The organism is Enterobacter sp. K510, assembly GCF_055804875.1.
Genome location: NZ_JBNRLQ010000001.1, coordinates 116,074 through 142,473 on the forward strand (window position 1 = coordinate 116,074; position 26,400 = coordinate 142,473).

The 26,400-nt window shown below is 57.8% G+C and carries 28 protein-coding genes; 16 read left to right on the top strand and 12 right to left on the bottom strand.

Going from position 1 to position 26,400, the window contains the following annotated elements; all coding sequences use genetic code 11:
* Positions 1 to 32: 32 nt before the first annotated feature.
* A complete protein-coding gene (gene ascF, locus ACQUTD_RS00525; RefSeq protein WP_318377368.1) occupies positions 33 to 1,487 on the top strand; it encodes a PTS cellobiose/arbutin/salicin transporter subunit IIBC in 1,455 nt (484 codons plus the stop codon).
* Between the two features lie 17 nt (positions 1,488 to 1,504).
* Positions 1,505 to 2,929, top strand: coding sequence for a 6-phospho-beta-glucosidase (locus ACQUTD_RS00530; protein ID WP_473276686.1), 1,425 nt, complete (start codon positions 1,505 to 1,507; stop codon positions 2,927 to 2,929).
* A 119-nt stretch (positions 2,930 to 3,048) separates the two neighbouring features.
* Here ACQUTD_RS00530 and hycI read toward each other — a convergent pair whose 3' ends face one another.
* The 9 genes from hycI to hycA form a co-directional block, all read right to left on the bottom strand.
* The gene (hycI, locus tag ACQUTD_RS00535) at positions 3,049 to 3,504 is read right to left on the bottom strand and encodes a hydrogenase maturation peptidase HycI (RefSeq protein ID WP_072570019.1); all 456 of its coding nucleotides are present in this window, start codon (positions 3,502 to 3,504) and stop codon (positions 3,049 to 3,051) included.
* The gene (locus ACQUTD_RS00540) at positions 3,497 to 3,907 is read right to left on the bottom strand and encodes a formate hydrogenlyase maturation HycH family protein (protein ID WP_072570018.1); all 411 of its coding nucleotides are present in this window, start codon (positions 3,905 to 3,907) and stop codon (positions 3,497 to 3,499) included. The genes hycI and ACQUTD_RS00540 overlap by 8 nt, the downstream gene beginning before the upstream one ends.
* Positions 3,904 to 4,671: an NADH-quinone oxidoreductase subunit B family protein gene (locus tag ACQUTD_RS00545; RefSeq protein ID WP_318373553.1), complete on the bottom strand. Its 768-nt coding sequence runs from the start codon at positions 4,669 to 4,671 to the stop codon at positions 3,904 to 3,906. The genes ACQUTD_RS00540 and ACQUTD_RS00545 overlap by 4 nt, the downstream gene beginning before the upstream one ends.
* The gene (locus ACQUTD_RS00550) at positions 4,671 to 5,213 is read right to left on the bottom strand and encodes a formate hydrogenlyase complex iron-sulfur subunit (protein WP_318373554.1); all 543 of its coding nucleotides are present in this window, start codon (positions 5,211 to 5,213) and stop codon (positions 4,671 to 4,673) included. The genes ACQUTD_RS00545 and ACQUTD_RS00550 overlap by 1 nt, the downstream gene beginning before the upstream one ends.
* A 9-nt stretch (positions 5,214 to 5,222) precedes the next feature.
* Positions 5,223 to 6,932, bottom strand: coding sequence for a formate hydrogenlyase subunit HycE (hycE, locus tag ACQUTD_RS00555; protein ID WP_318364260.1), 1,710 nt, complete (start codon positions 6,930 to 6,932; stop codon positions 5,223 to 5,225).
* A 17-nt stretch (positions 6,933 to 6,949) separates the two neighbouring features.
* A complete protein-coding gene (locus ACQUTD_RS00560) occupies positions 6,950 to 7,873 on the bottom strand; it encodes an NADH-quinone oxidoreductase subunit H (RefSeq protein WP_473276687.1) in 924 nt (307 codons plus the stop codon).
* A 2-nt stretch (positions 7,874 to 7,875) separates the two neighbouring features.
* The gene (gene hycC, locus ACQUTD_RS00565; protein ID WP_473276689.1) at positions 7,876 to 9,702 is read right to left on the bottom strand and encodes a formate hydrogenlyase subunit 3; all 1,827 of its coding nucleotides are present in this window, start codon (positions 9,700 to 9,702) and stop codon (positions 7,876 to 7,878) included.
* Entirely contained in the window at positions 9,699 to 10,307 is a 609-nt protein-coding gene (locus ACQUTD_RS00570) for a 4Fe-4S dicluster domain-containing protein (RefSeq protein WP_072570012.1), read from the bottom strand. Before ACQUTD_RS00570 ends, hycC begins: the two co-directional genes overlap by 4 nt.
* 80 nt (positions 10,308 to 10,387) lie before the next feature.
* Positions 10,388 to 10,855 carry a formate hydrogenlyase regulator HycA gene (gene hycA, locus ACQUTD_RS00575; RefSeq protein WP_072570011.1) on the bottom strand — a complete coding sequence of 156 codons (468 nt, stop codon included), beginning with the start codon at positions 10,853 to 10,855 and terminating at the stop codon, positions 10,388 to 10,390.
* A 200-nt stretch (positions 10,856 to 11,055) separates the two neighbouring features.
* Here hycA and hypA point away from each other — a divergent pair, with 200 nt between their 5' ends.
* The 6 genes from hypA (at position 11,056) to flhA (ending at position 16,833) form a co-directional block, all read left to right on the top strand.
* Positions 11,056 to 11,406 carry a hydrogenase maturation nickel metallochaperone HypA gene (hypA, locus tag ACQUTD_RS00580; RefSeq protein WP_072570010.1) on the top strand — a complete coding sequence of 117 codons (351 nt, stop codon included), beginning with the start codon at positions 11,056 to 11,058 and terminating at the stop codon, positions 11,404 to 11,406.
* Positions 11,407 to 11,409: 3 nt separating this feature from the next.
* Complete coding sequence (gene hypB / locus ACQUTD_RS00585) at positions 11,410 to 12,279, top strand: hydrogenase nickel incorporation protein HypB (protein ID WP_473276690.1); 870 nt, start codon at positions 11,410 to 11,412, stop codon at positions 12,277 to 12,279.
* Positions 12,270 to 12,557, top strand: coding sequence for a HypC/HybG/HupF family hydrogenase formation chaperone (locus tag ACQUTD_RS00590; RefSeq protein WP_318377443.1), 288 nt, complete (start codon positions 12,270 to 12,272; stop codon positions 12,555 to 12,557). The genes hypB and ACQUTD_RS00590 overlap by 10 nt, the downstream gene beginning before the upstream one ends.
* Entirely contained in the window at positions 12,557 to 13,678 is a 1,122-nt protein-coding gene (gene hypD, locus ACQUTD_RS00595; RefSeq protein ID WP_473276692.1) for a hydrogenase formation protein HypD, read from the top strand. The genes ACQUTD_RS00590 and hypD overlap by 1 nt, the downstream gene beginning before the upstream one ends.
* On the top strand, positions 13,675 to 14,685 hold the full coding sequence (gene hypE / locus ACQUTD_RS00600; protein WP_473276693.1) for a hydrogenase expression/formation protein HypE: 1,011 nt from the start codon (positions 13,675 to 13,677) through the stop codon (positions 14,683 to 14,685). Before hypD ends, hypE begins: the two co-directional genes overlap by 4 nt.
* Positions 14,686 to 14,760: 75 nt before the next feature.
* On the top strand, positions 14,761 to 16,833 hold the full coding sequence (flhA, locus tag ACQUTD_RS00605) for a formate hydrogenlyase transcriptional activator FlhA (protein WP_473276694.1): 2,073 nt from the start codon (positions 14,761 to 14,763) through the stop codon (positions 16,831 to 16,833).
* Between the two features lie 29 nt (positions 16,834 to 16,862).
* Here flhA and ACQUTD_RS00610 read toward each other — a convergent pair whose 3' ends face one another.
* Positions 16,863 to 17,207, bottom strand: coding sequence for a nitrous oxide-stimulated promoter family protein (locus tag ACQUTD_RS00610; protein ID WP_072570004.1), 345 nt, complete (start codon positions 17,205 to 17,207; stop codon positions 16,863 to 16,865).
* 190 nt (positions 17,208 to 17,397) lie between these two features.
* On the opposite strand from ACQUTD_RS00610, the gene ACQUTD_RS00615 reads away from it, so the two are divergent.
* From ACQUTD_RS00615 to ACQUTD_RS00635, 5 genes are all read left to right on the top strand, one after another.
* On the top strand, positions 17,398 to 18,315 hold the full coding sequence (locus tag ACQUTD_RS00615) for a metal ABC transporter substrate-binding protein (RefSeq protein WP_321987944.1): 918 nt from the start codon (positions 17,398 to 17,400) through the stop codon (positions 18,313 to 18,315).
* Positions 18,312 to 19,151, top strand: a complete 840-nt coding sequence (locus tag ACQUTD_RS00620) for a manganese/iron ABC transporter ATP-binding protein (RefSeq protein ID WP_321987945.1) — start codon at positions 18,312 to 18,314, stop codon at positions 19,149 to 19,151. Before ACQUTD_RS00615 ends, ACQUTD_RS00620 begins: the two co-directional genes overlap by 4 nt.
* Complete coding sequence (sitC, locus tag ACQUTD_RS00625; RefSeq protein ID WP_473276698.1) at positions 19,148 to 20,005, top strand: iron/manganese ABC transporter permease subunit SitC; 858 nt, start codon at positions 19,148 to 19,150, stop codon at positions 20,003 to 20,005. Before ACQUTD_RS00620 ends, sitC begins: the two co-directional genes overlap by 4 nt.
* Complete coding sequence (gene sitD, locus ACQUTD_RS00630; RefSeq protein WP_473276701.1) at positions 20,005 to 20,826, top strand: iron/manganese ABC transporter permease subunit SitD; 822 nt, start codon at positions 20,005 to 20,007, stop codon at positions 20,824 to 20,826. Before sitC ends, sitD begins: the two co-directional genes overlap by 1 nt.
* A gap of 290 nt (positions 20,827 to 21,116) precedes the next feature.
* A complete protein-coding gene (locus ACQUTD_RS00635; protein WP_473276702.1) occupies positions 21,117 to 22,304 on the top strand; it encodes an EAL domain-containing protein in 1,188 nt (395 codons plus the stop codon).
* Positions 22,305 to 22,313: 9 nt separating this feature from the next.
* Here ACQUTD_RS00635 and ACQUTD_RS00640 read toward each other — a convergent pair whose 3' ends face one another.
* Positions 22,314 to 23,279, bottom strand: a complete 966-nt coding sequence (locus ACQUTD_RS00640; RefSeq protein ID WP_321987948.1) for a sensor domain-containing diguanylate cyclase — start codon at positions 23,277 to 23,279, stop codon at positions 22,314 to 22,316.
* A 287-nt stretch (positions 23,280 to 23,566) separates the two neighbouring features.
* On the opposite strand from ACQUTD_RS00640, the gene ACQUTD_RS00645 reads away from it, so the two are divergent.
* On the top strand, positions 23,567 to 23,773 hold the full coding sequence (locus ACQUTD_RS00645; protein ID WP_234007202.1) for a SymE family type I addiction module toxin: 207 nt from the start codon (positions 23,567 to 23,569) through the stop codon (positions 23,771 to 23,773).
* Between the two features lie 121 nt (positions 23,774 to 23,894).
* Positions 23,895 to 25,142, top strand: a complete 1,248-nt coding sequence (locus ACQUTD_RS00650) for an MFS transporter (RefSeq protein WP_473276703.1) — start codon at positions 23,895 to 23,897, stop codon at positions 25,140 to 25,142.
* A gap of 92 nt (positions 25,143 to 25,234) precedes the next feature.
* Here the strand turns inward: ACQUTD_RS00650 and ACQUTD_RS00655 are convergent, their stop codons facing one another.
* Positions 25,235 to 25,330, bottom strand: a complete 96-nt coding sequence (locus tag ACQUTD_RS00655) for a hypothetical protein (protein WP_318364272.1) — start codon at positions 25,328 to 25,330, stop codon at positions 25,235 to 25,237.
* Between the two features lie 526 nt (positions 25,331 to 25,856).
* On the opposite strand from ACQUTD_RS00655, the gene ACQUTD_RS00660 reads away from it, so the two are divergent.
* A complete protein-coding gene (locus tag ACQUTD_RS00660; RefSeq protein WP_072569995.1) occupies positions 25,857 to 26,363 on the top strand; it encodes a ferritin-like domain-containing protein in 507 nt (168 codons plus the stop codon).
* Positions 26,364 to 26,400 lie beyond the last annotated feature (37 nt).

Below are 26,400 nucleotides of genomic sequence, written 5' to 3' on the forward strand. Positions count from 1 at the left end.
GTATCTTACTGATAAAACAGGATTAATTACCGATGGCTAAGAATTATGCGGCGCTTGCCCACTCTGTGATTGCTGCGCTGGGCGGCGTTGACAATATCGCTGCCGTGACGCACTGCATGACGCGTCTGCGCTTTGTAGTAAAAGATGAATCGCTCATCGACGCTCCCGGCCTGAAAAGCATCAGCGGCGTAATGGGCGTGGTGCGTAACGATAACCAGTGCCAGGTGATCATCGGCAACACGGTCTCGCAGGCGTTCCGCGAAGTGGTGAGCCTGCTGCCGGGAGATATGCAGCCGGTGGAAACCGCATCAAAACAAAAGCTGACCCTAAAGCGCATCGGCGCGGGCATTCTCGATGCGCTGATCGGCACCATGTCGCCGCTGATCCCGGCGATCATCGGCGGATCGATGGTCAAGCTGCTGGCGATGATTCTGGAGATGACCGGCGTGCTGGAAAAAGGCGCGCCAACGCTGACCATCCTGACGGTGATCGGCGACGGGGCCTTCTTCTTCCTGCCGCTGATGGTGGCGGCTTCGGCGGCGATCAAATTTAAAACCAACATGTCGCTGGCGATAGCCATTGCCGGCGTGCTGGTGCACCCAAGCTTTATCGAGCTGATGGCGAAAGCGGCTCAGGGCGAGCACGTCGAATTCGCTTTTATCCCGGTAACGGCGGTGAAGTACACCTACACGGTGATCCCGGCGCTGGTGATGACCTGGTGCCTGTCTTATATCGAACGCTGGGTCGATAAGATCACCCCGGCGGTGACGAAAAACTTCCTCAAGCCGATGCTGATCGTGCTGATTGCCGCCCCGCTCGCCATCGTGCTCATCGGCCCAATCGGTATCTGGATCGGCAGCGCCATCTCTGCGCTGGTATACACAATTCACGATTATCTTGGCTGGCTGTCCGTCGCCATTATGGGCGCGCTGTGGCCGCTGCTGGTGATGACCGGGATGCACCGCGTATTTACGCCGACTATTATTCAGACCATCGCCGAAACTGGTAAAGAAGGCATGGTGATGCCGTCAGAAATTGGCGCTAACCTCTCCCTTGGCGGCTCGTCGCTGGCGGTGGCGTGGAAAACCAAAAACCCGGAACTGCGTCAGACGGCGCTGGCGGCCGCCGCCTCTGCCATTCTGGCGGGCATCTCGGAACCGGCGCTGTACGGCGTGGCGGTACGACTGAAACGACCGCTTATCGCCAGCCTCATCAGCGGCTTTATCTGCGGCGCGGTGGCGGGCATTGCCGGACTCGCCAGCCATTCAATGGCAGCACCCGGACTGTTTACCAGCGTGCAGTTCTTCGATCCGGCCAATCCGATGAGCATCGTCTGGGTATTCGGCGTGATGGCGCTGGCGGTGGTGCTGTCCTTTGTGCTCACGCTGATGCTGGGCTTTGAAGATATTCCGGTGGAAAAAGAAGCGGCGAAGGCGCGTGAGTTGCAGGCGGCGAAAGCGACCGTCAGTACCGAAGCCAGAGCCTGATTTAAGGAGAAGTAAGTATGTCAGTATTTCCGGAAGGATTTTTATGGGGCGGCGCTCTGGCCGCCAACCAGTCTGAAGGGGCATATCGCGAAGGCGGCAAGGGCCTGACCACCGTTGATATGATCCCTCATGGCGCAAACCGCCTGCCGGTGAAGCTGGGCCAGGAAAAGCGCGTGGCGCTGCGTGATGATGAGTTCTACCCCAGCCACGAGGCGATTGATTTTTATCATCGCTACAAGGAAGACATCGCCCTGATGGCGGAGATGGGCTTTACGGTGTTCCGCACTTCCATTGCCTGGGCGCGTCTGTATCCGAATGGCGACGAACTGACGCCCAACCCGGAAGGCATCGCCTTCTATAAAGCAGTGTTTGAGGAGTGCAGAAAGTACAACATTGAACCACTGGTAACGCTGTGCCATTTCGACGTGCCGATGCATCTGGTGGTGGAGTACGGTTCGTGGCGCAACCGCAAGATGGTGGAGTTCTTCACCCGCTATGCGCGCACCTGTTTTGAAGAATTTGACGGGCTGGTGAAGTACTGGCTGACGTTCAATGAAATCAACATCATGCTGCACAGCCCGTTCTCCGGCGCGGGACTGGCGTTTGAAGAAGGTGAAAATCAGGACCAGGTGAAATACCAGGCGGCGCACCATGAGCTGATTGCCAGCGCGCTGGCAACTAAAATCGCCCATGAAGTGAACCCGCAGAATCAGGTGGGCTGTATGCTGGCGGGCGGTAATTTTTACCCCTACTCCTGCAAGCCGGAAGATGTGTGGATGGCGCTGGAGAAAGATCGCGAAAACCTGTTCTTTATCGACGTGCAGGCGCGCGGGGCCTATCCGTCCTATTCCGCCCGCGTGTTCCGCGAGAAAGGCGTAAACATTGAGAAAGCGCCGGGGGACGATGAGATCCTGAAAAACACCGTCGATTTCGTGTCGTTCAGCTATTACGCCTCCCGCTGCGCATCGGCTGATATGAACGCCGGGAATACCAGCGCGGCGAATATCGTGAAGTCGCTGAAAAACCCGTACATTCAGGCCAGCGAATGGGGCTGGGGCATCGATCCGCTGGGCTTACGCATCACCATGAATATGATGTATGACCGGTACCAGAAGCCGCTGTTCCTGGTGGAAAACGGCCTCGGCGCGCGGGATGAAATCGAGGCTAACGGCGAGATCAACGACGATTACCGCATCAGCTATCTGCGCGAGCATATCCGCGCGATGGGCGATGCCATCGAAGACGGCGTGCCCCTGATGGGCTACACCTCCTGGGGCTGTATCGATCTGGTGGCCGCGTCCACCGGCGAGATGAGCAAGCGCTACGGTTTTGTGTATGTGGATCGCGACGATGCCGGCAACGGCACGCTGGCCCGCACGCGCAAGAAATCCTTCTGGTGGTATAAGAAAGTGATCGCCAGTAATGGCGCGGATTTGGAATAAATTGCATTGCCCGGTGGCGGCTTCGCCTGACCGGGCCTACAAAAATCCGCATTGTCGAAATTATGTAGGCCGGTGCAAGCGCAGCGCCGCCCGGCATTTCCCACCGGGCAGAGTTTCAATCACAGCGGTGAAAAACCGCCGTTCCCCTGCCATCCGGCAAGGCGCTGATACACCGTTTCCACCGCCGCCTTTACCGGCGGCGTCATCGGATAATAAAAGCCAACAATATCCGGCTGAATGCCGACAAAAATCACCTCGCCGACATCGTCTTTTAACTGATCGACCAGATAGTTGAGCGGCATATTGTGGGTGGTCATCATAAACATGTCGGCGATGTCATCGGGATCGATAATGCGGATCTCGCCGGGGTTCAGCCCCATGTCGGTGGCATCGACAATCATCAGCCTCGCGGGTTTAAGCTCGCGGATCGCCACGATGTCATTTTCCGGCGCGCTGCCGCCGTCAATCACCGTCCACCCTTCACAGCCCCGCTCCGCGCAGATTTCCGCCAGCAGTGGACCTGCGCCGTCGTCGCCCATCATGGTGTTGCCGACGCAGAGTAAAACATCAGTCACGTAATCTCCTCACCATCAGGTAGATGGCATTCTCCTGATAAATATCGTGCAGCATACCGAGCAGCGTCCGGCTCCAGGCCTGCTGCTCCGGCGTCTGCTGCGCCCGGGCGCGATCAAAGGCGTTGGCCAGCATGCTGATGTGCGAATGGTCGATAACGATCTCGCCATACTTCGGCACGCCTTCCATTTTGCGCCGCGCCTCGCTGCCCTCCTCCAGCGTGCCGATCCACGCCAGATATGCCTGCCACGGGCAGGTCAGCGCCGCTTCCAGGCAGTCGATCACCCCCAGGTGATGACCGATCGCCAGGCTGTAATAGACCACCTGCTGCGCGGCGGGCGGCGTGGCATCATTCTCGTCGACAAATTTGCGACTCAACTGACTGAAAACGACCTTCTCGCTCATCCGATACGCGCCTCGTTCACCACGCTGTTAAGCCGCTGCACGATTTCATTCAGCCGCGGATCGTTTTCTGCTTCCAGCCAGCGCGCCACCTGCTGTTCGCCCTTGCCCAGCAGCCGCAGATAATCATCGGCAATCTGGCGGCCATAACGATAACCGGCCAGCTGGCGGGCAGCGCGATCCACCCGCACGCGCAGCGGCTGCATCATGTCGTCATGCAGAAGTTCAGCAGGCTGATTGTCCTGCTCACCCGGCAGACGGGCGTGAATTTTTTGCTCCAGCAGGCCCAGCGCCATGGCGAAGCCATACAGGGTGGCGGCAGGCGTCGGCGGGCAGCCCGGAATATAAACGTCCACCGGCACAATTTTGTCGGTGCCGCCCCACACGCAGTAGAGATCGTGGAAGATGCCGCCGCTGTTGCCGCAGGCGCCGTAAGAGATGCAGATTTTCGGATCCGGCGCTGACTGCCAGGCGCGCAGCGCAGGGGAGCGCATAGCGCGGGTCACTGCACCGGTAAACAGCAGAATGTCGGCATGACGCGGTGACGGCACTACTTTGATGCCGAAACGTTCGGCGTCGAACAGCGGCGAAAGCGTGGCGAAAATCTCGATTTCGCAGCCATTGCAACCGCCACAGTCCACCCGGTAGACATAGGCGGAACGCTTGATGTTTTTCAGCAGCGAGGTTTTCATGCGCGCGATGGATTCATCCACCGTCATCGGCACCGGAATGCCGTTATCGTCACGCGGTCCAATTAGGTTTTGCATTAGCTGGCCTTCCTCATGTGGCGGGTCAGTTCGATCCGATCTGACGGCACCAGGCATTTCTGACGTTTGCAGTCCGGGCAGGTTTCGAAGCTCTCCCGGTGCTCGTGCGCACGGGTGTCGCCGTTGTGTTGCAGCAGAGCGATGGCGTAGTCGATCTCTTTTTGCACGGCGAACGGGCGGGCGCAGACGCGGCATTCGCACAGCGCAAAGCGCGACTGTTGCAGGAAATCCTCTTTCTTCCATACCGCCAGTTCATAGGCCTGGGACAGGGTAATGGCCGCCGTCGGACAGACCTCTTCGCAGCGACCGCAAAAAATGCAGCGCCCGAGGTTAAACTGCCAGGCCTGCTCGCCACGGGCCAGATCGGTTTCCACGCTCAGGGCGTTTGACGGACAGGCGTTCACGCAGGCGGCGCAGCCGATGCACTGCTGCGGATTGTGCTCCGGCTTGCCGCGAAAATTTTTATCGACGGCAATCGGCTCCAGCGGGTACGACGACGTCGGCGCGCCGGTTTTGATGACTTTTTTGATAAAGGTAAACATGGCGACTCCTTATTTCAGCGGCGAGTTTTTACGCTCGATGCTGTAGCGCTCAAGCTCTTTGTACGGCACCACTTTGCTTTTCTTCCTGCGCACATCCACCACCGTCATACGGTCGGTGCAGGAGTAGCACGGATCGAGGCTGCCGATGATCAGCGGCGCGTCGGATACCGTGTTGCCGCGCAGCATATAGCGCAGGGTCGGCCAGTTGGCGTAGGTCGCCGCCCGGCAGCGCCAGCGGTAGAGTTTCTGGTTGTCGCCGGTCATGCTCCAGTGAATATCATCGCCGCGCGGCGCTTCGGCAAAACCGAGCGCAAAGCGGTGCGGGATATAGGTAAAGCCTTCCACCAGCAGCGGGCCGCCGGGCAGGTTATCGAGACCAAAGTCGATCATATTGAGCGCGGTCAGCACTTCGTTGATGCGCACTTTCAGGCGGGAGATCACGTCGCAGCCCTGTTCGCTGTGCACGGTCATCGGCAGCAGCCCGTAGCCGACGAACGGGTGATCGGCGCGGGTATCGCGCGCATGGCCGCTGGCGCGCACCATCGGGCCGACGTTGCTGAAGTCGCGGGCAATTTGCGGATCCAGACGGCCAATGCCGACGGTACGCTGTTCAATATTCGGCGTGCTCATCAGCACGTCCACCAGTTCCATCACGTCGCGGCGCATCTGCTGCGCCAGTTGACGGGTCTGGATCATGTCGTCTTTCAGCATGTCGCGACGAATGCCGCCGATCAGGTTCATGCCGTAGGTTTTACGCGCGCCGGTGAGGATCTCCGCCATTTTCATGGAGGTTTCGCGCACGCGGAAAAACTGCATAAAACCGGAGTCAAAGCCGACAAAGTGACAGGCCAGGCCGAGGTTCAGCAGATGGCTGTGCAGCCGCTCCACTTCCAGCAGAATGGCGCGGATCATCTGCGCGCGCTCCGGCACCTTAATGCCCATCGCATTTTCCACCGAGGTGGTGTAGGCGGTGCTGTGGGCGAAGCCGCAGATGCCGCACACGCGATCCGACAGAAAAGTCACTTCGTTATAGCCCATGCGGGTTTCCGCCAGCTTTTCCATGCCACGATGGACATAGAACAGGCGGTAATCGGCGTCGATAATATTTTCACCATCGACAAACAGGCGGAAATGGCCCGGTTCGTCGGAGGTGACGTGCAGCGGGCCGATGGGCACGACGTTATTTTTCTTGCTGCCCAGTTCGTTAATAAACTCGTAGGTTTCGCTGTCGGTGGTCGGCGCCGGACGCTGGCGGTAATCCATGCTGTCTTTACGCAGCGGATAGAGTTCGTCCGGCCAGTCATCCGGCAGCACCAGACGACGCTCATCCGGCAGCCCGACCGGGCGCAGGCCGTACATGTCGCGCACTTCGCGCTCGCCCCAGACCGCCGCCGGTACGCGCGGCGTCACCGACGGAAACTCAAGGGTACTGGCGTCCACTTCCACCCGCACCGTGATCCAGCATTTGGTGCCCTGCTCCATCGACAGCACGTAGTAGACGGCGTAATGGCCGCACAGCTGGCGTTCGTCATTGCCGAACAGCACTGACAGCCAGCCGCCCTGCTGGTAATAGAGAAACTCCACCACTTCCGGCAGATAATTTACTTTCACCGTCAGGGTGAGCTGATCGCGGGTCTGCCAGGCTTCATCCAGCACTACGCCCGGAAAGGCCTGATGCAGGGCGGCGAGGTAGTGTTGACCGATTTTTTCTTCAGACATACATAAGTTCTCTTAAATCACGCCGCCAGCAAGGAGACGAAGGCTAAAAAGGCAAAGCCGAAACCGGCCCAGGTGACGCGCGAGGTGGCGCAAAAACGCAGCCGCGCCATGCTGTTTTCAAACAGGGCGATCGCCAGCACGCCGACAAGCAGTTTCACCACGGCAATCACCAGCGCCAGCAACAGGCCGGTGACGCTGAAGTGCATCATCTGCCCCCAGGGGAAAAAGACGCCGACGAAGAGTTGCAGCACCACCAGCTGTTTGAGGCAGATGCCCCACTTCAGCACCGCAAAGCCGCTGCCGCTGTACTCGGTCAGCGGCCCTTCCTGTAACTCCTGCTCCGCTTCCGCGAGATCGAACGGCAGTTTGCCCATCTCAATAAAGGTGGCGAAGGCACAGGCGCAGAGCGCAAGGAACAGCGGCAGGCTGCGACCAGCGGGCCAGTGGTAAATCGCGGCGGTGATATAAGAGATGTGCGTCGAACCCGCCACCAGCGCGGCGACCCACAGTCCTAAGATCAGGATCGGCTCTACCAGTACGCCGAGCATCGCCTCACGGCTGGCCCCCAGCCCGGTAAAGGGACTGCCGGTATCCAGCCCGGCGATGGCAAAGAAGAAGCGTGCAATGGCGAACAGGTAGATCAGGGTGATCAGATCGCCCAGCACCGGCAGCGGCGAGGCGACGGTGATCACCGGCAACGCGGTGGCGATGGTCAGCATCACGCCGACCATCACGAACGGCATCAGGCGAAACACCCAGCCCGCCGCGTCCGGCGCAATGCTCTGCCGACCGAACAGCTTGATCAGGTCGCGGTATTCCTGGAGCACCCCCGGCCCGCGACGATTATGCAGACGGGCGCGCGCCACGCGGGTTACGCCGGACAGCAGCGGCGCGAAGGCAAACAGCGCCAGCGCCTGAAGTAACGGAAACAGCAGATTCATGTTCAGGCTCCTCGGGAAATCACAACCACCACCAGCACCGCCAGCTCGATCAGCGCCAGGCGACGGAACAGTACCGCCGCCCCTTCACGCTGCCAGCCAGGAATGCGGGCGACCGGGTTCAGCCAGTGACGCAGCTTCAGCACCGGGGCAAAAGCGGCTTTCACCGGATGGGCAAAACCGTGGGCGGTGATCACCATCGACGGCTCGTGATCGTAACCGCACACCCATGCCGCCCCGCGCTGGCGTCCCGGTAAACGGTCGCCTTTCAACAACAGCATGATGATCAGCGGCAACAGCGGACAGGCCACCAGCAGCAGCGCGATCATCGGCTGTGACACGCTGGTCTGCGCGGTGGCAAGCGGCAGCGGTACCGCCGTTGATAACAGCGGCAGCAGCCAGGGCGCGCCCACGCCGCCCGCGATACAGCACAGCGCCAGCGCCACCACGGAGAAGGTCATCAGCAAGGGCGCAGGACGGGCGTTTGCCGCCTCCGGGGTGCGGGGCGTGCCGAGAAAGGTCACGCCATAGACTTTCGCCATACACATCACCGCCAGCGCGCCGGTGATCGCCAGTCCCACGGCTAACAGCGGGCCAAGCAGACGGCCAATAAACAGCTCGCTGCTGCTCAGGCGGAAGAAGGACTGGTAGATCACCCACTCCCCGGCAAAGCCGTTGAGCGGCGGCAGCGCCGCCATCGCCATCAGCCCCACCAGCATGGCGAGCGAGATCAGCGGCATGCGTTTGCCGATACCGCCCAGTTTTTCAATGTCGCGGTGTCCGGTCTGATACCAGACGCTGCCCGCGCCGAGAAACAGCGTGCTTTTAAACAGGCTGTGGTTGATGAGGTGATAGAGGCCGCCGGTCATGCCAAGGGCGATCAGCGCGGGCTGCTGCAGGGCGATGCCGGTCAGACCGGCACCCAGACCCAGCAAAATAATGCCGATATTTTCCAGCGTGTGGTACGCCAGCAGACGCTGAATATTGTGCTCCATCAGCGCGTAAAGCCCGCCGACAAAAGCCGTCACCATGCCCAACACCAGCAGCACAACGCCCCACCACAGCGGCGGGTTGCCGCCCGCCAGCGACAGGGTGAGAATGCCGAACAGACCGATTTTCATCACCACGGTGGAGAACAGCGCCGCGGCGGGCGCGCTGGCATTCGCATGAGCCTGCGGCACCCAGCCGTGCAGCGGGATGATCCCCGCCAGCAGGCCAAATCCGGCCACGCCGGTGAGCCAGATCCCGGCGCTCAGAGGCAACTGCCGGGCGGCGATATTCATCTGCGTCAGATCCAGCGTGTGATAACGCTGCCAGATCAGCCCGCCGCTGATAATCAGCAGCAGCGTGCCCGCCCGGCCCAGCACAAACCACAGTTTTGCCGACTGGCCGCAGCCGGTGAGAAACACCGCGCACAGCGCCATGATCTCCGCCATGACCACCAGCACGCCAAAATTATCTGCAACGACAGCGCACACCGCCGCCGCCATCAGGGCGTTCATCAGCAGACCGTTCGCCTGCACCCCGGCATGACGATGCCAGTCAAGGTTAAACAGGCTGACAAACAGCCCGCACAGGCCGAGGGTGATAAGCCAGATCGCAGACAGCGGCGTGATAAGCATCCCCATACCCGCCAGCGATACCGTGCCCTGCACCGCCACGCCGTCGAGCAGTACCAGCGCGCCGGCCCCCGCCGTCATGACGCTGGCGAGCGCGCCGCCCAGCCCTGCCATCACGCCGCTCAGCGGCTTATAAAATGAAAATGCCGCTGCCAGCAACGCCGCCGCGGAAAAAAACAGCAGCGCGCTGTTAATGAGTGAAAGCGCGTTCAATGTGTACCTCCTGGCGGCAGCATCAGCGCCGACAGATCGCCGAAATCCGCGTTAATGGTCAGCTCGCGCTTGCGTTTGCTGGCGCGGGCGATGTCATGGTTATCGACCAGATGCAGCGCCTGCGTCGGGCAGGTGCGCACGCAGGCGGGACCGGCGTCATCGAAGCTGCACAGATCGCATTTCACCGCCACGGCGCGGATACCTGGTACCCAGTCCAGCAGCGTGCTGACACGGGCTGGCGCAGGCGGCGCGGCGGGCGCTTTCGGCGTATTGGCGTTGGCCGGAATATGCAGCGGGCGGCTGCCGGACATTTCGATCGCGCCAAACGGACAGGCGATGGCGCACAGCTTGCAGCTGACGCACAGGCTTTCATTGAGCTGCACCGCGCCATCGACGCGGTTAATGGCATTCACCGGGCAGACCCCGGCGCAGGGCGCGTCTTCGCAGTGATGACATAGCTGCGGCGCAGATTCTTTTTCGTTGCGCATCACTTTCAGGCGCGGCATAGACTGCAAACCGCGCTGGCGATGCGTCTCGGCACAGGCGGCTTCACAGGTGTGGCAGCCAATGCAGAGGGTGGAGTCAGCAATTACAAAACGATTCACCAGGCATTCCTCAGGTGGTCATTTTTGACGAAATCATGCCGATGTACTGTCTGTTTCGACACTCATCGACACCCGTGCGGTTACGCCTGCGCCCTTTGTAACGGGCGGTTTACCAGCTGATGCAGATCGATGGGCAGATCCTGTTCAATGGCGGCATACAGGCCGTGGTAAACGGTGGCGATTTTATCGAGATAGTGTTCGAGTACGGCTTCGCGGGAGCGGTTGCTGACGTGGCCGTCAACCCGGCCGTCCAGCCCCAGTTGCGCCTGCGCAATCAACAGTTTGTCGTCGCTGTTTTTGCTGCCGACGTAATACTCGATGGTGTGGCTGTTGAAGCCGTCGGCGAGGGTGACGTAAACCGGAAAGTGCTCGAATAAGACAAAGCACAGATCCCGGTCCGGCGCGCAGCTCATGGCGTGATGCAGCCGCGCTTTTGACAGGGTGATCCCCTGAACCAGTGAGTTGCAGTAATGACGCCATTCATCCTGGAGGCGTTGATGCCGTTCGGCAATGTAGTCCGCTTTTTCGCTAATTTCCCAGATGGTCATGTCAGGTTACCCAATTAGTTGCGATAACCGCTGTTAGCAGTTTTTATGCCAGTTTTTAATGCATTGAATTTTAAAGATAAAAAACAAAACCATTGCAAAAATGACATGTCATTTCGTCAGCGTCGACATCGTCAGTGACATGTCAAAAAGAGCTGGCATCGTTATTGCATTCGTTAGGCCATCGACTAACGGGAGGCGCTATGCACGAAATTACCCTTTGCCAGCGCGCGCTGGAACTTATCGAACAGCAGGCGGCGGCGCACGGCGCACGGCGCGTCACCGGCGTGTGGTTAAAAATTGGCGCATTTTCCTGCGTCGAAAGCAGCGCGTTGAGCTTCTGCTTTGATCTGGTATGCCGTGGCACCCTGGCGGAAGGTTGTACACTGCATCTCGATGAGCAACAGGCCGAGTGCTGGTGCGGGCATTGTCAGCAGTACGTCACCTTACTGAGCCAGCGCGTGCGCCGTTGTCCGCTGTGTCACAGTGACGGCTTACAGATTGTCGCCGACGACGGTCTGCAAATTCAGCGTCTGGAAATTGAACAGGAGTGAAATATGTGTACCACCTGTGGTTGCGGTGAAGGCAATCTCTCTATCGAAGGCGACGAGCACAATCCGCACTCGGCGTTTCGCGGGGCGCCCTTCGCGCCTGCCGCCCGGCCCGGGCTTACCATTACCGGCATGAAAACCGCCTTTAGTCCGACGCGAACCGACAGCGGCGATCTGCATTATGGTCATGGCGAGGCGGGCACCCATGCGCCCGGCATGAGCCAGCGCCGGATGCTGGAAGTGGAAATCGACGTGCTGGATAAAAACAATCAGCTTGCCGCCCGCAACCGCGCGCGCTTCGCCGCCCGCGAACTGCTGGTGCTGAATCTGGTTTCCAGCCCCGGCTCCGGTAAGACCACCCTGCTCACCGAAACCCTGCTGCGCCTGAAAGGGAAAACCGCCTGCGCGGTGATTGAAGGCGATCAGCAAACGGTAAACGACGCCGCGCGTATTCGCGCCACCGGCACCCCGGCCATTCAGGTGAATACCGGCAAAGGCTGCCATCTGGATGCGCAGATGATCGCCGACGCCGCGCCGCGTTTACCGCTTAACGACGGCGGGATTTTGTTCATCGAAAACGTCGGCAACCTGGTGTGCCCGGCGAGCTTTGACCTGGGCGAGCGGCATAAAGTGGCGGTGCTGTCGGTCACCGAAGGCGAAGACAAGCCGCTGAAATATCCGCATATGTTTGCCGCCGCCTCGCTGATGCTGCTCAATAAAATCGACCTGCTGCCCTATCTGAATTTTGACGTCGAACGCTGTTTAGAGGCGGCGCGGGCGGTGAATCCGCAGATAGAAGTGATCCTGATCTCCGCCACCAGCGGCGAAGGCATGGACAGCTGGCTTGCCTGGCTGGAGGCACAACAATGTGCATAGGCGTACCGGGGCAGATCAGCGCCATCGACGGTTTACAGGCGAAAGTGGACGTCTGCGGCATTCAGCGTGATGTGGATCTGACGCTGGTGGGCAGCACCGATGAAACAGGCCAGTCGCGCCTCGGCCAGTGGGTGCTGGTGCACGTCGGCTTTGCGATGAGCGTGATCAACGAAGCGGAAGCCCGCGACACCCTGAGCGCCCTGCAAAATATGTTCGAGGTAGAGCCGGACGTCGGCGGGCTGCTGTACGGTGATGCCCACAACAGCGGAGGCCGGTGATGCGTTTTGTTGATGAATACCGCGCCCCGGAACAGGTGATGCAGCTTATTGATCGCCTGCGGGATCGCGCCCGCCTGCTCTCTTACACCGCTTCCCGCCCGCTGCGCATTATGGAAGTGTGCGGCGGCCATACCCACGCGATTTTTAAATTCGGCCTCGATCAGCTGCTGCCGGACAATATCGAATTCATTCACGGGCCTGGCTGCCCGGTCTGCGTGTTGCCGATGGGACGCATCGACACCTGCGTGGAGATCGCCAGCCGTCCGGAGGTGATTTTCTGCACCTTCGGCGATGCCATCCGCGTGCCGGGAAAAAACGGTTCGCTGTTGCAGGCGAAAGCGCGCGGCGCGGATATCCGCATTGTCTATTCGCCGATGGACGCGCTGACGCTGGCGGCGGAAAACCCGCAGCGCAAAGTGGTGTTTTTCGGCCTCGGCTTTGAGACCACCATGCCCGCCACCGCCATTACGCTGCAACAGGCGAAGGCGCGCGGGCTCGATAATTTCTATTTTTTCTGCCAGCACATCACGCTGATCCCGACGCTGCGCAGCCTGCTGGAAGCGCCGGACAACGGCATCGACGCCTTTTTAGCGCCGGGGCACGTCAGCATGGTGATCGGTATCGACGCCTACGGCTTTATCGCCAGCGACTTTCAGCGACCGTTAGTGGTGGCGGGTTTCGAACCTCTTGATCTACTGCAAGGCGTACTGATGCTGGTTGAGCAGAAAATAGCAGCCCGCAGTCTGGTTGAAAATCAGTACCGCCGCGTGGTGCCCGATGGCGGCAACGCGCTGGCCCGTCAGGCGATGGCCGAGGTGTTCTGCGTCGAAGGCAAAAGCGAGTGGCGCGGGCTTGGCATGATCGAACACTCCGGCGTGCAGCTGACACCGGCGTACCAGTCATTTGATGCGCAGGCGCATTTTCGCCCTGCCCCGCAGCAGGCGTATGACGATCCGCGCGCCCGCTGCGGCGACGTGCTGACCGGTAAATGCAAACCGCACCAGTGCCCGCTGTTCGGCAAAACCTGCGATCCGCAGTCGGCCTTTGGCGCGCTGATGGTCTCCTCAGAGGGAGCCTGCGCCGCCTGGTATCAGTATCGCAGTCAGGAGAGTGAAGCATGAGTACCGTACAACTGGCCCACGGCAGCGGCGGCCAGGCGATGCAGCAGTTGATCGGCAGCCTGTTTATGCAGGCCTTTGACAATCCCTGGCTGGCGGAGCAGGAAGATCAGGCGCGCCTTGATCTCGCCATGCTGAGCGCCGCGGGCGACCGGCTGGCCTTTTCCACCGACAGCTATGTTATCGATCCGCTGTTTTTCCCCGGCGGCGACATCGGCAAGCTCGCCATCTGCGGCACCGCTAACGATGTGGCGGTGAGCGGCGCGCTGCCGCGCTTTTTCTCCTGTGGGTTTATCCTTGAAGAAGGACTACCCCTCGACACGCTGCGAACAGTGGTCAACAGCATGGCGGCGACGGCGAAAGCCGCCGGTATCGCGATTGTTACCGGCGATACCAAAGTCGTGCAGCGCGGCGCGGCGGATAAGCTTTTTATTAACACTGCCGGGATCGGCGCTATCCCCGCCGGGATCCGTTGGGGGGCGCAACAGCTGCAACCCGGCGATCTGCTGCTGGTGAGCGGCACGCTCGGGGATCACGGCGCGACCATCCTCAATCTACGGGAAAACCTCGGTCTGGATGGCGATCTGGTGAGCGACTGCGCTGTACTGACGCCGCTTGTCCAGTCTCTGCGCGACATTCCCGGCGTCAAAGCTCTGCGCGATGCCACGCGCGGCGGCGTCAACGCGGTGGCCCATGAGTTTGCCGCCAGCTGCGGCTATGGGATTGAACTGCGCGAGGCCGACCTGCCGATGAAACCGGCGGTGCGCGGCGTCTGTGAACTGCTGGGGCTGGAGGCGCTGAATTTTGCCAATGAAGGTAAACTGGTGATCGCCGTGGAACGCCATGCCGCCGATGCGGTACTGGAGCGACTGCGCGCCCATCCGCTCGGCCGCGACGCGGCGCTGATTGGCGAAGTAGTCGGGCGCAAGGGCGTGCGTCTCGCCGGATTATATGGCGTGAAGCGCATACTGGATCTGCCGCACGCTGAGCCGCTGCCACGCATTTGCTGATATTAGCGCCGCCGCCACCTGTATTAATTAAAACACTTTTTGCACCGGCTTTCGGTGCCTTTCTGGACTAGCGATATGTCGTATACACCGATGAGCGATCTCGGGCAGCAGGGCCTGTTTGAAATTACGCGCACGTTATTACATCAGCCTGATCTGCCGTCGCTCTGTCAGAGCCTGACGCAGCTGGTTAAGGCGTCAGACCTGGCGGACAGCGCAGCGATCGTATTGTGGAACGCCGACGATCATCATGCCCGCTATTACGCCACGCGGGCAGATGGCCGCGCGGTGAAATATGAAGATGACACGCTGCTGGCGCACGGCCCGGTGCGGCGCATTCTGTCACGCCCGGAAGCGCTGCACTGCAATTACGCGGAGTTCTGCGACACCTGGCCACAGCTGGCGGCCAGCGGCCTGTACGATCCCTGGGGGCACTACTGTCTGCTGCCTCTGGCGATTGACGGGCGGATCTTCGGCGGCTGCGAGTTTATTCGTCAGGCGGACAGGCCCTGGAGCGAGAAAGAGTACGCCCGTCTGCATACCCTCGCCCAGCTCACCGGCGTGGTGATGGAACATATTCAGCAGCACCCTGACGGCGCATCCGATCACGAACTGCTGTGCCGCGAGCGGGATAACTTCCGCATTCTGGTGGCCATTACCAATGCGGTATTGTCCCGGCTGGACATTGACGATCTGGTCAGCGAGGTGGCGAAAGAGATCCACCACTATTTCCACATCGACGCCATCAGCATCGTGCTGCGCAGCAGTCGTAAAGGCAAACTCAATATTTACTCCACCCATTATCCGAATGACCGCTCGCCGGTGCATGAGCAAAGTGAAGTGGACGAGGCGGGTACGCTCTCCGAGCGGGTATTTAACAGCAAGGATGTGCTGGTGCTGAAACTGCACGAGCGCGACAAACTGGCCCCTTATGAGCGTCGGCTGTTTGAAACCTGGGGCAATAAGATCCAGACGCTGTGCCTGCTGCCGCTGATGTCCGGCAGCACGCTGCTCGGCGTGCTTAAACTTGCGCAGTGCGATGGCGAAACCTTTACGCCGTCCACCCTGTCGCTGTTGCGGCAGATCGCTGAACGGGTGGCCATTGCCGTCGACAATGCGCAGGCCTATCAGGAAATTCACCGCCTGAAAGAACGGCTGGTGGATGAAAACCTGGCGCTCACCGAGCAGCTCAACAACGTGGACAGCGAGTTCGGGGAGATTATCGGCCGCAGCGAAGCCATGTACAGCGTGCTGCAACAGGTGGAAATGGTGGCGAAAAGCAACAGTACGGTGCTGATCCTCGGCGAAACCGGCACCGGGAAAGAGCTGATTGCCCGCGCTATTCATAATCTCAGCGGACGCAACGCGCGCCGCATGGTGAAAATGAACTGCGCCGCCATGCCTGCCGGACTACTGGAAAGCGATCTCTTTGGTCATGAGCGCGGGGCTTTTACCGGGGCCAGCGCCCAGCGCATCGGTCGCTTTGAGCTGGCGGATAAAAGCTCGCTCTTCCTGGATGAAGTGGGCGATATGCCGCTCGAACTTCAGCCTAAGCTGCTGCGGGTATTGCAGGAGCAGGAGTTCGAACGCCTCGGCAGCAATAAACTGATCCAGACGGATGTGCGGCTGATCGCCGCCACCAACCGCGATCTGAAACAGATGGTGGCCGATCGCGAATTTCGCAGCGATCTCTACTATCGCCTGAATGTCTTTCCGATCCGCATTCCGCCGCTGCGTGAACGCCCGGAAGATATTCCCCTGCTGGTCAAAGCCTTCACCTTCAAAATCGCCCACCGGCTGGGGCGCAATATCGACAGCATTCCCGCCGAAACGCTGCGTATTTTAAGCAACCAGCCGTGGCCGGGTAATGTGCGCGAGCTGGAAAACGTTGTCGAGCGCGCCGTGCTGCTGACGCGGGGCAACGTTCTGCAACTGTCGATGGCGGAAATGAGCGTGCCCCAACGCTGCGATGCGGCGGTGGAAACGCCGCAGGAGGGCGAAGATGAATATCAGCTGATCGTCAGGATCCTGCGTGAAACCAACGGCGTGGTCGCCGGGCCAAAAGGCGCGGCGCAGCGGCTGGGGTTAAAACGCACGACGCTACTCTCAAGGATGAAGCGGCTGGGGATTGATAAAGATACGCTGCACTAAACGGATGGCCCGGCGGAATAAAGGTCGGGCTATTTTTTGGGGCGGTATTTTTCCGGCAGTTCCGGCACCGGCCGCTTATCATCGATCAGATGGCGCACCGTCAGCACCGGGTGCCGCCACAGCATCCGCGGCCCCGCCCAACGCATGATCGCCTTCATCTCTTCACGCTTTACCGGCTGATAGCAGTGCACCGGGCACTGTTTGCACGCCGGCTTTTCCTCGCCAAACACGCATTTATCCAGCCGTTTTTCCGCATAGGCGTACAGCGCGTCGTAATGCTCCGCATCGGCAACGGCATCGGGTGACTGCCGCTGATAGAGCGTGATCATTTTACGGATGGTGAGTTTTTCGCGGGCAATGCGTTTGCCGGACATAGGAACGCGCTCCTGAATATAAACATGCTTTTATTTTACAACTTTCCATTCCCTGCCACCAGATCGGTGATTTTTTGTCTGTCTGGCTATTAAATGCGAATAATTATCGCTCAGACCTATAGCGTGTGCTATATAACATAGCAAAGGCTATATTCGCTGTATTATTAACCACGCCATCATGAGGGATACCATGCCGTACTCATCACGTCTGAGATTCGTGTTCGCCGCTGCCCTGGTTGCGCTGTTCGCCCTTTCGCCCGCGCAGGCAAAAGAGAAATTCAGGGTCATCACCACTTTCACCGTGATCGCAGATATGGCGCAAAACGTGGCGGGAGATGCGGCAGAGGTCAGTTCGATCACCAAACCGGGGGCGGAGATCCACGAATATCAGCCGACGCCCGGCGACATTAAACGCGCCCAGGGCGCGCAGTTGATCCTCGCCAATGGTCTGAATCTGGAGCTGTGGTTTGCGCGTTTTTATCAGCATCTGTCCGGCGTGCCGGAGGTGGTGGTATCTGATGGTGTAAAACCGATGGGCATCAGCGAAGGCCCCTATAACGGTAAACCTAACCCTCATGCATGGATGTCTGCCGAAAATGCGCTGATCTACGTGGATAACATTCGTGATGCGCTCGTGAAATACGATCCGGACAACGCGCAAATCTACCAGCAAAACGCGACAGCCTATAAAGCGAAGATCCAGGCAACGCTGGCTCCGGTGCGCGCGCAGCTGGACTCACTGCCTGCGGACAAACGCTGGCTGGTGACCAGCGAGGGGGCGTTCTCCTATCTGGCGCGGGATTATGATCTCAAAGAGCTGTACCTGTGGCCGATCAATGCCGATCAGCAGGGCACACCGCAACAAGTGCGCAAAGTGATCGACGCGATCAAGAAAAATCATATTCCGGTGGTGTTCAGCGAAAGTACGGTATCGGATAAACCGGCGAAACAGGTGGCGCGGGAAACCGGCGCGCTCTACGGCGGCGTACTCTACGTTGACTCCCTCAGCGCCGCCGGCGGCCCGGTGCCGACCTTTCTCGATCTGCTGCGCGTAACCAGTGAAACCCTGGTGAAAGGTATTCAGCAGGGCGTGGAGGCGCAAAAATGAATACCTCAGCGCAAACCCAGCCGCCAGGCCTGCATATTCAGAATGTTACCGTCACCTATCGCAACGGCCATACCGCGCTGCGTGACGCCAGTTTTAGCGTGCCGCGGGGTTCCATAGCCGCGCTGGTGGGCATCAACGGCTCGGGTAAATCCACGCTGTTCAAGGCGCTGATGGGCTTTGTACGGCTGGCGGGCGGTGAGATTTCCATCCTTCAGCGGCCTGTTAAACAGGCGCTGCGGGAAAATCTGGTGTCCTATGTCCCACAGGCCGAGGAGGTGGACTGGTCCTTTCCGGTACTGGTGGAAGATGTGGTGATGATGGGCCGTTACGGGCATATGGGGATGCTGCGCCGGGCGAAAGCGCCGGATCATCAGGCGGTGGACGCCGCCCTTGCCCGCGTGGGGATGCTGGAATTTCGTCACCGGCAGATCGGCGAGCTCTCCGGCGGGCAGAAAAAGCGGGTGTTTCTTGCCCGCGCCATCGCCCAGGACGGGCAGGTCATTCTGCTGGATGAGCCATTCACCGGTGTCGATGTGCAGACCGAAGCGAAGATCATCGAACTGCTGCGCGAGCTGCGCGACGAGGGGCGCACCATGCTGGTGTCGACGCACAATTTAGGCTCCGTCACAGAATTCTGTGATTACACGGTGATGGTCAAAGGCACGGTGCTGGCGAGCGGGCCGACGGAAACCACCTTTACCGCAGAAAACCTTGAACAGGCGTTCAGCGGCGTGCTGCGTCACGTGGTGTTAAGCGGCAGTGAGGAGCACATCATCACCGATGACGAGCGCCCCTTTATTTCCCGCCGTCCTCCTGCAAAAGGAGAGCAGCCGTGAACTGGATCCTGGAGCCGTTCGGTTACGAATACATGCTTAACGCCATGTGGGTATCGGCGCTGGTGGGCGGCGTGTGCGCGTTTTTATCCTGCTATCTGATGCTTAAAGGCTGGTCGTTGATCGGCGACGCGCTGTCTCACTCCATTGTGCCGGGCGTAGCGGGGGCTTATATGCTCGGCCTGCCCTTCTCCCTCGGCGCGTTCTTATCCGGGGGGCTGGCGGCGGGCGCGATGCTGTTTCTTAATCAGCGCTCGCGCCTGAAAGAAGATGCCATTATCGGCCTGATTTTTTCATCCTTTTTCGGCATTGGCCTGTTTATGGTGTCGCTCAATCCCACGTCCGTAAATATTCAGACCATCGTGCTGGGCAATATTCTGGCCATCGCGCCGGATGACGTCATTCAGCTCGCCATTATCGGCATTGTCTCGCTGGTCATTCTGTTTCTGAAATGGAAAGACCTGATGGTGACCTTTTTTGATGAGAACCATGCCCGCTCCATTGGCCTCAACCCGGCGCGTCTGAAGCTACTGTTCTTTACGCTGCTGTCGGTGTCCACCGTCGCCGCGCTGCAAACCGTCGGGGCCTTTCTGGTGATCTGTCTGGTGGTGACGCCGGGCGCGACCGCCTGGCTGCTCACTGACCGCTTCCCCCGCCTGCTGGCGATTGCGGTGGCGATTGGCAGTATCACCAGCTTTCTCGGCGCCTGGGTCAGCTATTACCTGGACGGCGCAACCGGCGGCATCATCGTGGTGGCGCAAACGCTGCTGTTCCTGCTGGCCTTTGTGTTTGCGCCTAAACATGGTCTGCTGGCGAACCGCCGCCGGGCGCGGCTGGCAAATCAGGAGGCGGCATAATGTTCGAACCCTTCCAGTTTGATTTTATGGTAAACGCGCTGGCGATTTCGGTGATTGTCGCCGTGCCCTGCGCCCTGCTGTCGGTATTTCTGGTGCTGAAAGGCTGGGCGCTGATGGGTGACGCCATGAGCCACGCCGTCTTTCCCGGCGTGGTGATCGCCTGGATCATCGGTATCCCCGTCGCCATAGGTGCCTTTATCGCCGGACTGTTCTGCGCCATCGCTACCGGCTATCTCGACGATAACAGCCGCATTAAGCGCGATACGCTGATGGGCATTGTCTTTTCCGGCATGTTTGGCGCAGGACTGATCCTCTATATCTCCATCCAGTCGGAAGTGCATCTCGACCATATTTTATTTGGCGACATGCTGGGCGTGGCAACAAGCGACATCCTGCAAAGCAGCCTGATAGCCGCCGGAGTGGCGCTGGTGATGCTGGTAAAATGGAAGGATTTTTTACTGCATGCCTTTGATGCGCAGCAGGCAAAAGCCTGCGGCCTGAACACCGCCCTGCTCCATTATGGCCTGCTGTGCATGATCGCCCTGACGATAGTCGCCACCTTAAAATCGGTGGGGATTATTCTGTCGATTTCGCTGCTCATCGCCCCCGGCGCGGTCGCGGTGCTGCTGACGCGCCGTTTCGCCCATGCCCTGTGGCTGGCGGTGATACTTGCCGTGGTGGTCTCCTTTGCCGGGGTTTACCTCTCTTTCTGGCTCGACAGCGCCCCCGCGCCGACCATTGTCGTGCTTTTCACTGGCGTCTTTATCGTCGCGTTCATCGTTGCAGGCTGGCGGGATCGCCGGGCAACAGCCATAAATTAAGTGTCCGCCGGAGCGCGCCAGACGCCTCCGGCGGCATAAAAACGTTATTAATGTCAATTTCTTGTTTTAAAACGATAAAAAACTCATCAACTTACTGTGACTAAACTTTACAAATTACGCCAGCAGGCAGCAAAATGGCTCCTGTCTTAAACTTAAATTGGTTGCGGTTTTTTCGGCGACCCGCTGATGGTTCCGGGTGAGGATGGAGAATGTTTTCTTTTGTCGCAAGACAGGCAATTTTTGATGAAAATCTCAATACCTTCGGGTATGAGCTGCTCTTCAGGGATAGCATGACTAACCAGTTTCCCAATGTCTCGCCTGAACAAGCGACCGCTCAGCTTATTGAAGAACAATTTCTCGGTGTCCCGACCGACCGCCAGAGCGCTGCCAGCGCGGTATTTGTGAATTTTCCCTATGAGCTGCTGATTAAAGGCCTGGCTGAGACGCTGCCCAAAGATCGGGTGATCGTCGAGATTCTGGAAACGGCGGAGCCTAATCCACGCCTGCTGGAAACCGTTAAGCAACTGCATAACAAAGGGTTCCGCATCGCGCTGGATGATTTTTCGCTCAGCGATAACTGGAATGCCTTTCTGCCCTATGTCCACATTATTAAGTTTGATGTGCGTGAAAGCACCTTACAGGAAATTCAGGCTTATATTTTGCACCACCGCGCTTTACTCAACGGGACAATATTTCTGGCAGAAAAAGTTGAAACCATCGAAGAATTCGAAACCTGCAGAAATATGGGCTTCACCCTGTTTCAGGGGCACTTTTTCAGTAAGCCGGTTATTTTCAAAAGTAAAAAAATCATTCAGAACCAGATTATTGCACTGAAACTTATTCAGGAAGTTAACGCCGAATCTCCGGATCTGATGCAGATAGAAGAATTGCTCAAGCGCGATATCGCGCTCTCATTCAAAATAATGCGCTACGCGCAGAATATTTTATACAACGCCCGCGGCATTCGCGGCAGCCGCAGTCAGTCCATCAAAGACATCGTGGTTTATCTTGGTGTCACCGAACTGCGCCGCTTTGTGCTGGTGGCCTGCCTGACTTCGTTTAATAGCCCCAAAACTAATGAAATTTATTATTTAAGCCTGATCCGTGCCCGTTTCTGCGAACTCGCCGCCAACCGGCTGCTCGGCATCCACTCTTCAAACGATGCTTTTATGGTCGGCCTGTTTTCCCTGCTGGATGTGATTCTCGGCATCCCCCAGGAAGAGTTGATAGAGCAGGTGGTGATCTCCGCCGACGTGCGCATCGCCTTACAGGAACGTAAGGGGATGCTGTTTCAGCTGGTGAATCTGGCGCAGCTGTATGAAAACCGTCAGTGGGAAGAAGCGAGTCTGGAAGCGAAAAAGGTCGGACTGACGCGCGGTATTGTCGCCGAAATGATTAACGACGCCACCAAATGGGCAGATGAAATGCCCATCGGTAAGCCTCAAAAAAGCGGCATTGAGCGCACGCGCTGGCGTTAAGTCTGGCGCTTATCTGTGCTTTTTCTTGCGATGTTCGGAATACATCACCGTATCGCTGTCATTGAGCATTTCAAATATATCAGCGTATTTTTCCGCATCGCTTTGCAGCAGGCCATAGGCATAGTTGATGTGATATTTGTTATCCGCATTAAGATTTAACTCATCGATTTTGGTTTGCAGTTTAAACAGAAACGCATCGGCGTCGTGATCGTTTTTCTGCTGTAGCAGTACCGCAAAGGCGCTACCGTCCACCCGCCCACAAATATCATCTTTATGCAGACAGCTGCCAAGACTGCGGGCAAACCCGCGCAGTACGTTATCACCCTCGGCATGCCCCCAGATGTCATTAATTGACTGTAAGTTGTCCACCACAAAATAAAGCAGGCTGAACGGCGTCTGCGTGCTGGTCATCTCTTTAAAACGTTTGTCGCCAAGGCGATAAAAACCACGACGGTTAGGCAGATCGGTCAGCTTGTCAGTCATCGCCTGGCTGATGATCAGAAATTCATCTTCCACTACTGCCCCCAGGTCGAGCAGTAAATTAATTTCATCGGAACTGAAATCGCGGGGCTTTGAGTCAATAATGCAGATGGTGCCGGCAATGGAACCGTCGGGTAAATGCACCGGGCACCCGGCATAAAAGCGCACAAAAGGCGCGCCTGTGACGTAAGGATTCTTCGCGAAGCGCTCATCCTTATGGGCATCTTTGACGATCAAAATCCCCTGCAACAAAATGGCATGGGCGCAAAAGGAAACATTTCGCGAGGTCTGTCGTAAATTCTCGTTGATCGGGGAGATCAGCCACTGCCTGTCGCGATCCAGCAGGGAGATCAGCGCAATAGGCACATTGAAGGTCGCCTTTGCCACACGGGTTAAGCGTGATAATCGCTCATCATCTTTTCTGTCCAGCAAATCCATCATATAGAGAGATTTAAGACGTTCAGTTTCATTGGCGGGCAGTGCAGGTATGTTCATCGGCGTCCCTCATGAATAGTCTTATTAATATAAGACATATATACAAATCCACTAACACTTTCGCATGAGGAAAATAAGGAAAAGCTTATTTCACAATATATTCTTTCCTGAATGAAACGCGTTGCTGTTTTTGCATTGCATTTCTGGAATCCGCCTCGCAATTCCTCACCTTGCCTTCCGGCATTTTACTGTTAATTTATACAGCGGTTTATGACGGTATGTTCAACAACCGATAAGTGGAAAAGGAGTGGTGTATGACCGGGAAGCCAGTAGTTTCAGAGGTAAAAATGTCTAAAGCGATGCGCCGTATCACGGTGGGGTATGTGCGCAGACGTCATGAAGAGCGCAAAACCAAAATCCCCAGGCGTTACAGCCTGCACCCGAGTTTGTCCTTACAGGGCGACTGGCTCGCCGAAGCGGGCTTTCCCACCGGGGCCGCGGTATCGGTTGTGGTCGAATTCGGGCAGTTGATCATCCGCCCGTGCACGGAGTAGTGTAATGCGCCTTTATCCGGTATATCACCGGGTAAATTACCTGCAAGGGAGAGGAAATCAGCATGGGTATAGCCCGCTTTACGACCTGGGTTGGGCAGGTTAACGCCACTGGGGACATCCCATGACGCCAGACAACCACGCGCCGCGAATCCGACGGGCCTTTTATTATGCGCCGTTTCGCCATTTGTTTTTTGCCCGCTTGTTTACCGTTTTAGGTAACGGCATCGCGCCCATTGCGCTGGCGTTCGCGGTGCTGGATATGGGCGGCAGCGCGACCGAGCTTGGGATCGTCGTGGCGGCGCGTTCGATTTTTAACGTCGCCTTTCTGCTGATTGGCGGCGTACTGGCAGATCGTTACTCCCGCAGTATGGTGCTGGTGTCCTCATCCATCATCGCTGCGCTGTCGCAAGGCCTGGTGGCATGGTCAGTGCTGGATGGCGCGGCGACGTTCACCCTGCTGACGGTGCTGGGCGCCATCAACGGCGCAGCGGCGGGCATTGCGCTTCCGGCCTCTTCCGCGATGGTACCGCAAACGGTGCCCGCGCCGACGCTGCGCGAAGCCAACGCTTTTATTCAACTGGGAATTTACGGCGGCACCGTTATCGGCGCTTCGCTGGGCGGGATCCTGATCAGCGCCATTGGCCCTGGCTGGGGACTGGCGGTGGACGCGCTGGGCTTTGCCGCCGCCGCGCCGCTGTATCTGTTGACCCGCGCCGTCGCGCACGCGTCTGACGGTCCGGCGTCCCATATTTTGCAGGACCTGCGCGACGGCTGGAAAGAGTTTATCGCCCGTTCATGGGTTTGGGCGATTGTCGCGCAGTTCGCTATCGTCAATGCGGCGTTCAGCGGTATCGTGATGGTGCTGGGTCCGGTAGTCGCCGACGCCACCTTTGGCCGCGCGAACTGGGGATTTATTATTGCCGCGCAAAGCCTCGGCCTGATCTCAGGATCGCTTATCGCGCTTCGCTGGCGGCCCCGCCGGGATCTGTTTATCGGCGTCATACTGGTCAACCTCTGCGCCCTGCCGGTAGCCTTGCTCAGCCTGTTACCTTCGCCCGCGCTGTTGATGGCGGCCTTTTTTATGGCAGGCGCAGGATTCGGATTATTCGGCGTGTCCTGGGCGCAGTCGCTGCAAACGCATATCCCACCTGATAAGCTGGCCCGCGTGTACGCTTATGATGCGCTCGGCTCCTTTGTGGCTATCCCGGCAGGCGAACTGGCTGCGGGGCCACTGGCGGCACACTATGGCAGCAGTAATGTGCTGCTGGCGTCAGCCGTGGCCATTGTGACGGCGACCATCGCCGTCTGCTTCACTCCTTCCATTCGTCAACTGGATAATACGCCGCCGTTGACATCTGTCGCCAGATAAGCAAAAGGGGAAAAACAGACGCCGCTAAGCGTTGGTTTTTCCCCTTCCGTTGCCAGAGTCTGCCGCTGACTGGTTATATCAGCGGACTGGCATTACTTTTTCGGATCGGCATCAGTTTTGTCGCCGGATTCCGGCGCTTCAGATGGATCGTCTTTTTGACCAGCCATAGGGTTCATCATATATTTCATCGTGCCCTCCTTTATTACATATGTTCAGGCTACTAAATACGCATCAATAACGAAGCGCAAATAAACTCAGGAATATTATTAATTCCAGTCTTTTATTTTCAAAAAAGACTCTTTAAGTCTGGACTCATATTAAACACTGTCAAGCCACAGTTGCCCGAAAAATTTCAGCAAACGTTCAGGATTTGTCTTATGTACAAAAAACGAAGCTGAACTAATAAACGTAAAAATAAAATGTAAAATATATTATGCAGACTGAACTTCTTGATCCTGGTCAGAAACTAATACCTGCGTATGAGCCACTGATTTACAAAAAAATTTGCATTAAATTAGCGCAACCCGAAGCCTGTGCTACGCTTAACTATCAGAAAGTAAAACAATGAAAACATTGAAACATAATAATGATGATGTTTCGCTGTTTCCATTGTGTCCGGTAAACAAAAATGTGGGGGGGAATTATCATTGTGATGATAGCAACTTTTCCGCCACATATATTGCCTACAACAATGTTCTATCAGGAGAAATTAATATGACTCATCTGGAAAATTATCATGACTGGTTACGTGATGCTCATGCGATGGAAAAACAAGCTGAGTCAATGTTGTCCAAAATGGCAGACCGCCTGGAGCATTACCCCGATCTGAAAGCCCGCATCGTGCAGCACATCGAAGAAACCCGTCAGCAACAAGTCCTGCTTGATCAAGTGATCGAACGCAATGGCGTTTCCACCTCTATCGTAAAAGACGCCATGAGCAAAATGGCGGCGCTGGGTCAGGCCGTTGGCGGCATGATGACGCCTGATGAAGTGGTAAAAGGCGCCATCAGCGGTTATGTGTTTGAGCACTTCGAAATTGCCTGTTACACCTCCCTGATCGCTGCGGCGAAAATGGCCGGTGACGAAGAAGGCGCACGCGTATTTGCACAAATCCTGGAGCAGGAAAAAGCGATGGCGGAATGGTGCATCACCCATATTCCTGACGTCACCGAGCAGTTCCTGATCCGTTCGGCGACACCGGACACCGAAGCTAAAAAGTAATCTTTCCACTGAGAACCGGCGCAGACCACGCCTTCGG